The sequence below is a fragment of the Achromobacter sp. D7-1 genome, assembly GCF_059760445.1.
This window is the reverse complement of record NZ_JCBAMT010000156.1, coordinates 1-5874: the sequence shown is the minus strand read 5'-3', so window position 1 is coordinate 5874 and position 5874 is coordinate 1. Positions and strand designations below refer to the sequence as shown.

Genomic DNA, 5874 nt, shown 5'->3' with positions numbered 1-5874 from the left:
CGCTGGTGCTGCTGCTGGGCCTGCTGGCGATCGAGGTCGCCCGCTGGCAAGGCGTGCGCCAGATGGCCTATCTGGCACTGATGGAGGCTGCGCGCGCCGGCGCCACTGCGCATGGCGATCCGGCGCGCATGCGGACGGCCTTTCTGCAGGCGCTGCTGCCGCTGCACGCCGACGCGCAAGGCCAGGCAGGCGCCCGCCGCCGCCAGCATGACGAGCAGGCCGCGTTGACAGCCATTTCAGGCACCCATCCCTGGCGCATCGAAGTCCTGCTGCCCGACGAACAATCGTTCCGCGAACACACCCGCCCGGACCTCAAGGTGTCCGCGGCGGAAGGCCTGCGCGTCATCGACAACGCCTACCAGGACCTGCAGCATGCGCGCCGGCCGCCGCGCCCAGGCGGCCAGAGTATCTTCCAGGCCAATACCTTGAAGTTGCGCCTGACCTATCTGCACAAGCCGCTGCTGCCGCCCTTGCGGGCGTTGCTGGCCGCGCTGGGTCCCGACGTCGACAGCTACGCCGGCAACGCGCAGGCCAGGGGCCTGCTGCCCTTGCGCATGGAGCTGGAAATGGAGATGCAGTCGCACCCGGCGGATTGGGCGCGCAGAATGCCGCAACCCGCCGGCATCGTGTACGGCGATTGCCGCAGCATGCGCTGCGGCTGAACCAAATGTGGGATGAACAGGAACGGCGGCCGGCGCTCAGTGCCGGGCGTTGGCCTGATTGGCGGGCTTGGGAGCCGCAGTCGCCGGACGGGTAGCCGGCGCGCTGGCGCGCGCGGGCGTGGCCGGCTTGGCCGCGGCATCGGCAGCCAGCGAGGCGCCGCCCGCCGGAGCCGGGGTGTTCTGCGGCAGGATGTGCACGAACACCTCGCCGTCGCGCATCATGCCCAGTTCGCCGCGGGCGCGCTCCTCGATGGCGCCGGAGCCGCCTTCGAGGTCGCGCACTTCCGCTTCCAATGCGGCATTGCGCGCGCGCAGGCCTTCGTTGGTCTCGCGTTGCTCCGCCACCTGGCGTTGCAGATCCCAGACCTTGAACCACCCGCCCTTACCCAGCCACAGCGGGTATTGGATCAGGCCTAGCAGCACGAACAGCACCAGGAACAACAGGCGCATACGCGGAAACCCTCAGCAGTCGTGGCGTGGATGCGGCCCCGGGCTTGCGCCTGGAGCCGCGCTTCTCATCAACGCAGGTTGTAAAAAGCTTCCAGGCCCGGATACGACGCGACTTCAGCCAGCTCTTCCTCGATGCGCAGGAGCTGGTTGTACTTGGCCATGCGGTCCGAACGGGACAGCGAACCCGTCTTGATCTGCATCGCGTTGGTCGCCACGGCGATGTCGGCGATGGTGGAGTCCTCGGTTTCGCCCGAACGGTGCGACACCACGGCGGTGTAGCCGGCGCGCTTGGCCATTTCGATGGCGGCGAAGGTCTCGGTCAGGGTGCCGATCTGGTTGATCTTGATGAGGATCGAGTTGGCCACGCCCTTCTGGATGCCTTCGCGCAGGATCTTGGTGTTGGTGACGAACAGGTCGTCGCCCACCAGTTGCACCTTCTTGCCCAACTGGTCGGTCAACAGCTTCCAGCCTTCCCAATCGTTTTCGGCCATGCCGTCTTCGATCGAGATGATGGGGTACTTGTCGCACCAGGTGGCCAGCAGGTTGGTGAATTCCTGCGAGGACAGCGAGATGCCGCCTTCGCCGGCCAGCGTGTACTTGCCGTCGCGGTAGAACTCGGAGCTGGCGCAATCCAGGCCCAGGGCGATCTGCGTGCCCGGCTCGTAGCCGGCTTCGGTGATGGCCTTCAGGATCAGCTGGATGGCGGCCTCATGGCTGGGCACGTTGGGCGCGAAACCGCCCTCGTCGCCCACGGCCGTGGACATGCCCTGGCCGTGGATCAGCTTCTTGAGCATGTGGAAGACTTCGGCACCCCAGCGCAGGGCTTCGCGGAAGCTGCCCGCGCCCACCGGCAGAATCATCAGTTCCTGCAGGTCCAGCGTGTTGTTGGCGTGCGCGCCGCCGTTGATGACGTTCATCATCGGCACGGGCATGCTCATGGGGCCGCTGCCGCCAAAATAGCGGTACAGGGACAGGCCCGATTCGTCGGCGGCGGCGCGGGCCACGGCCATGGAAGCGGCCAGGATGGCGTTGGCGCCCAGGCGTTCCTTGGATTCGGTGCCGTCCAGCTCGATCAGGGTGCGATCGACGAAGGTCTGTTCCTGGGCGTCCAGGCCCATCAGGGCTTCCGAGATTTCCGTATTCAGGTTCTCGACGGCGCGCAGCACGCCCTTGCCCAGATAACGGCTCTTGTCGCCGTCGCGCAGCTCGATGGCTTCGCGCGCGCCGGTGGACGCGCCCGACGGCACGGCCGCGCGGCCCATGGCGCCGGACTCCAGCAGCACATCGCATTCGACGGTGGGGTTGCCGCGCGAATCCAGAATCTCGCGGCCGATGATATCGACGATAGCACTCATGACTTTACATTCCCTGAACGATAAACATATTCATGACAGCCGCGCCTTCGCGGGCATTGCGGGCGCGGCGGTACTGCCAGGAGTCGTAGAAAGCCTGGGCCGCGGTCATGGACGGAAATTCCATGACGACGGTACGGCCAGGTTCACGGCCCTCGAGGTGCCTGGAATCGCCGCCGCGCACCAGGATCTTCGCATCGTACGCGCGCATCGCGAGCGTGGACAGACGCTTGTAATCCTCGTACTGCGCGGGCTTGGTCACTGAGACGTCGGCGATGAGGTAGGCACTCATGGGGTTCCTTCAGAGCAGTTGCGTTGGTTTCGGTCTGACGCCGGATACAGCGACGCCGCCAGTGTCGCGCAAGGCGGCCGGGCGACGCATATCCGATGCTAATTGGTTGTATCCGAAAGCAGCGCCGCCGTACAGGGCGGCGCTGGGGCGGCGGCCCGCGGTCCCGAAGATCCGCTTACGGAACTCCAGACCGCAGGCGCGCATTACGCCTCCTGGCCGCGGCGAGCCTTCTGCTCGATGGCGGCGCGGATATAGCTGCTGAACAACGGGTGGCCGTCACGCGGAGTGGACGTGAACTCGGGGTGGAACTGCACGCCCACGAACCACGGGTGATCGGGCAATTCCATCATTTCCGGCAGGTTCTCGGTCGGCGTGCGGGCGCTGATCACCATGCCGGCCTCTTCCAGGCGCGGCACGTAGACGTTGTTGACCTCGTAGCGATGGCGGTGACGCTCGTTCACTTCGTCGCCATAGATGGTCTGCGCGCGGGTGCCCGGCTTGATCGGCACGCGCTGCGCGCCCTTGCGCATCGTGCCGCCCAGGTCGGACGAGTTGTCGCGCTTTTCGACCTTGCCTTCGCGGTCCATCCACTCGGTGATCAGGGCCACCACGGGGTGCGGCGCCGAGGGGTCGAATTCCGTGCTATTGGCGCCGCCCAGGCCGGCGACGTGGCGCGCGAACTCGATGACGGCCAGCTGCATGCCCAGGCAGATGCCCAGGTAAGGCACGCCATTTTCACGGGCGTAGCGGATCGCGGCGATCTTGCCTTCAGTGCCGCGCTTGCCGAAGCCGCCCGGAACCAGGATGGCGTCCAGGTGCTTGAGCTGGTCGGTGCCGCGGGTTTCGATGTCTTCCGAGTCGATGTACTCGATGTTGATCTTCGAGCGCGTGTGGATGCCGGCGTGGACCAGCGCTTCCGTCAGCGACTTGTACGACTCGGTCAGGTCGACGTACTTGCCGACCATGCCGATGGTGAGCTGGTGCTGCGGGTGCTCCAGCGCCTCGACCAGGTTGTCCCACATGGACAAATCGGCCGGCGGCGGGGTCAGGCCCAGCGCTTCGCAGACGATGTTGTCCACGCCCTGCTTGTGCAGCATGGCCGGGATCTTGTAGATCGAGTCAGCGTCCCAGACGGAGATGACCGCGTCCAGGGGCACGTTGGAGAACATCGAGATCTTGGCGCGCTCGTCGTCCGGGATGCGGCGGTCGGCGCGGCACAGCAGCGCATTCGGGTAGATGCCGATTTCACGCAGCTTCTGCACCGAGTGCTGGGTCGGCTTGGTCTTGAGTTCGCCGGCCGACGCGATGAAGGGCACCAGCGTCAGGTGCACGAAGGCGGCATTGTTGCGGCCCATGCGCAGGCTCATCTGGCGCGCGGCTTCCAGGAACGGCAGGGACTCGATGTCGCCGACCGTGCCGCCGATCTCAACGATCGCGACGTCGGTGTTGCCGTTCCAGCCGGCTTCGGCGCCACGGGCGATGAAGTCCTGGATTTCGTTGGTGATGTGCGGAATGACCTGGACAGTCTTGCCCAGGTAGTCGCCGCGGCGCTCCTTGCGGAGCACGGATTCGTAGATCTGGCCGGTGGTGAAGTTGTTCACCTTGTGCATGCGAGCGGAAATGAAACGCTCGTAGTGGCCAAGGTCCAGGTCGGTTTCGGCGCCGTCTTCCGTGACGAACACCTCGCCATGCTGGAACGGGCTCATGGTGCCCGGATCGACGTTGATGTACGGGTCGAGCTTCAGCATGGTGACTTGCAGGCCACGCGACTCGAGGATGGCGGCGAGCGACGCAGCGGCGATGCCTTTGCCCAGGGAAGACACCACACCGCCGGTGACAAATACGTATTTGGTCATCGTAATGAGCACCCGGGACGAGCGGGCGCGTGCGGGAAATTTGGATTATAGCCGGGAGGCGGAGCTTATTTGGGTTTTCCCCTAGCTCCAGGGCGTAACATTTGGCAGCACTCGAATTGCCGCAAGGGCCATCGCGTTGTGTGGCGCGGCGCAGCGCCGTGCTATGTTCGATCCCTATTTTTCCGGCTGCTGTTTTTTCTCAACACTTCCTCTCTCCGCCGATGACCGATCCCGCCCGATCCTCGTACTCGCTCGCCTGGCGCCTCGCGCTGACCGCCGTTTTCCTGCGGCTGGCCTACTCCGCGCTGGTCCAGTCCTATAGCCTGCTCGCCCTGCCCCGCTACGAGCACTTGCAGGACATGTATAGCCAACCCCAGTTCCTGGCGCCGCTCCTGGCCCATATCGTCGCGGGCGCGGCGATCGCCGGCTTGACCACCTGGGGGGCCATGCGCGGCTGGCTGGCGCGCCATGACACCACGGCGGTTGACGAACCCCGCAAGCTGTACGGCACCTTCATTGCCTTGTTCCTGCTCTATACCCTGGCCGTGGCGGCGGGCATGGCCTTCCTGCAGAACACGCTGATGCGCTTCGTCATGGACAACCGCGACATGCTGCAGGAACGGCTCGGCTTCGGCATGATCGGGCAGTTCCTGACGCTGAACATCATCACCAAGCTCGTGAGCATCGTGCTGGAGATCATCGGCATCTGCGTCATCGTGCGCATTGCCGCCTGGACCGTGCAGCCCGCAGGCCCTGCCGGCGGCCCCGCCTACGAACGGCGCCACGCCGCCTGGGTGACCGCGCTGACCGTGCTGGTCTGGCAACTGACCGTTTCCATCTCGGTGGGCAGTTTCCTGCAGATGCAGGCCCCGGGTGCAGGCTGGACCGAATTCGCGCTGGGCTACCTGGTCCTGCCCGCGGCCCTGCTGGCGCTGTGCGCCCTGGTCTGCCTGAAAACCCTGCCGCATCCAATTGGCACGGCCCGGTTTGGACGGGCCGTCGCCCACGGCACCATCGCATTCTGGTTGGCCCAGGCGCTGGGCATAGGCATAGGATTCCTGGTCGTCCGGGCGATGACCTGGGGCCAGTTGATCCGCGCCTCGGAATCCCATGCGGCCGCCGCCATGACGCTGTTGGCCTACGGCGCGCTGCTGGTCCTGGGCTGCCTGATAGGCCGCCTTGCGCTGTACCGCGGCGCCAAGGCCGCCACGCCGCAAGGCTGAGCCCGCCTCGCCCACAAAAAAGGCCGCGGGCATCACGCC

Annotated in this window: 6 protein-coding genes; 2 read left to right on the top strand and 4 right to left on the bottom strand. The window is 65.9% G+C overall.

The genetic code is table 11. The features are described 5' to 3' along the window. Positions 1-2 precede the first annotated feature (2 nt). Positions 3-662, top strand: a complete 660-nt coding sequence (locus AC6LKD_RS32400) for a TadE/TadG family type IV pilus assembly protein (protein ID WP_498118529.1) — start codon at positions 3-5, stop codon at positions 660-662. A 36-nt stretch (positions 663-698) separates the two neighbouring features. Here the strand turns inward: AC6LKD_RS32400 and ftsB are convergent, their stop codons facing one another. The 4 genes from ftsB to pyrG form a co-directional block, all read right to left on the bottom strand. After that, complete coding sequence (ftsB, locus tag AC6LKD_RS32395) at positions 699-1112, bottom strand: cell division protein FtsB (RefSeq protein WP_013392291.1); 414 nt, start codon at positions 1110-1112, stop codon at positions 699-701. Between the two features lie 68 nt (positions 1113-1180). Beyond that, positions 1181-2467 (bottom strand): phosphopyruvate hydratase, encoded by a 1287-nt coding sequence (eno, locus tag AC6LKD_RS32390; protein WP_013392290.1) that lies wholly within the window; start codon positions 2465-2467, stop codon positions 1181-1183. A 4-nt stretch (positions 2468-2471) separates the two neighbouring features. Beyond that, positions 2472-2756 carry a DUF1330 domain-containing protein gene (locus AC6LKD_RS32385; RefSeq protein WP_013392289.1) on the bottom strand — a complete coding sequence of 95 codons (285 nt, stop codon included), beginning with the start codon at positions 2754-2756 and terminating at the stop codon, positions 2472-2474. A gap of 203 nt (positions 2757-2959) precedes the next feature. Beyond that, positions 2960-4612: a CTP synthase gene (pyrG, locus tag AC6LKD_RS32380; RefSeq protein WP_013392287.1), complete on the bottom strand. Its 1653-nt coding sequence runs from the start codon at positions 4610-4612 to the stop codon at positions 2960-2962. 221 nt (positions 4613-4833) lie between these two features. Here pyrG and AC6LKD_RS32375 point away from each other — a divergent pair, with 221 nt between their 5' ends. Beyond that, on the top strand, positions 4834-5835 hold the full coding sequence (locus AC6LKD_RS32375) for a hypothetical protein (protein WP_492274789.1): 1002 nt from the start codon (positions 4834-4836) through the stop codon (positions 5833-5835). Positions 5836-5874: the final 39 nt, after the last annotated feature.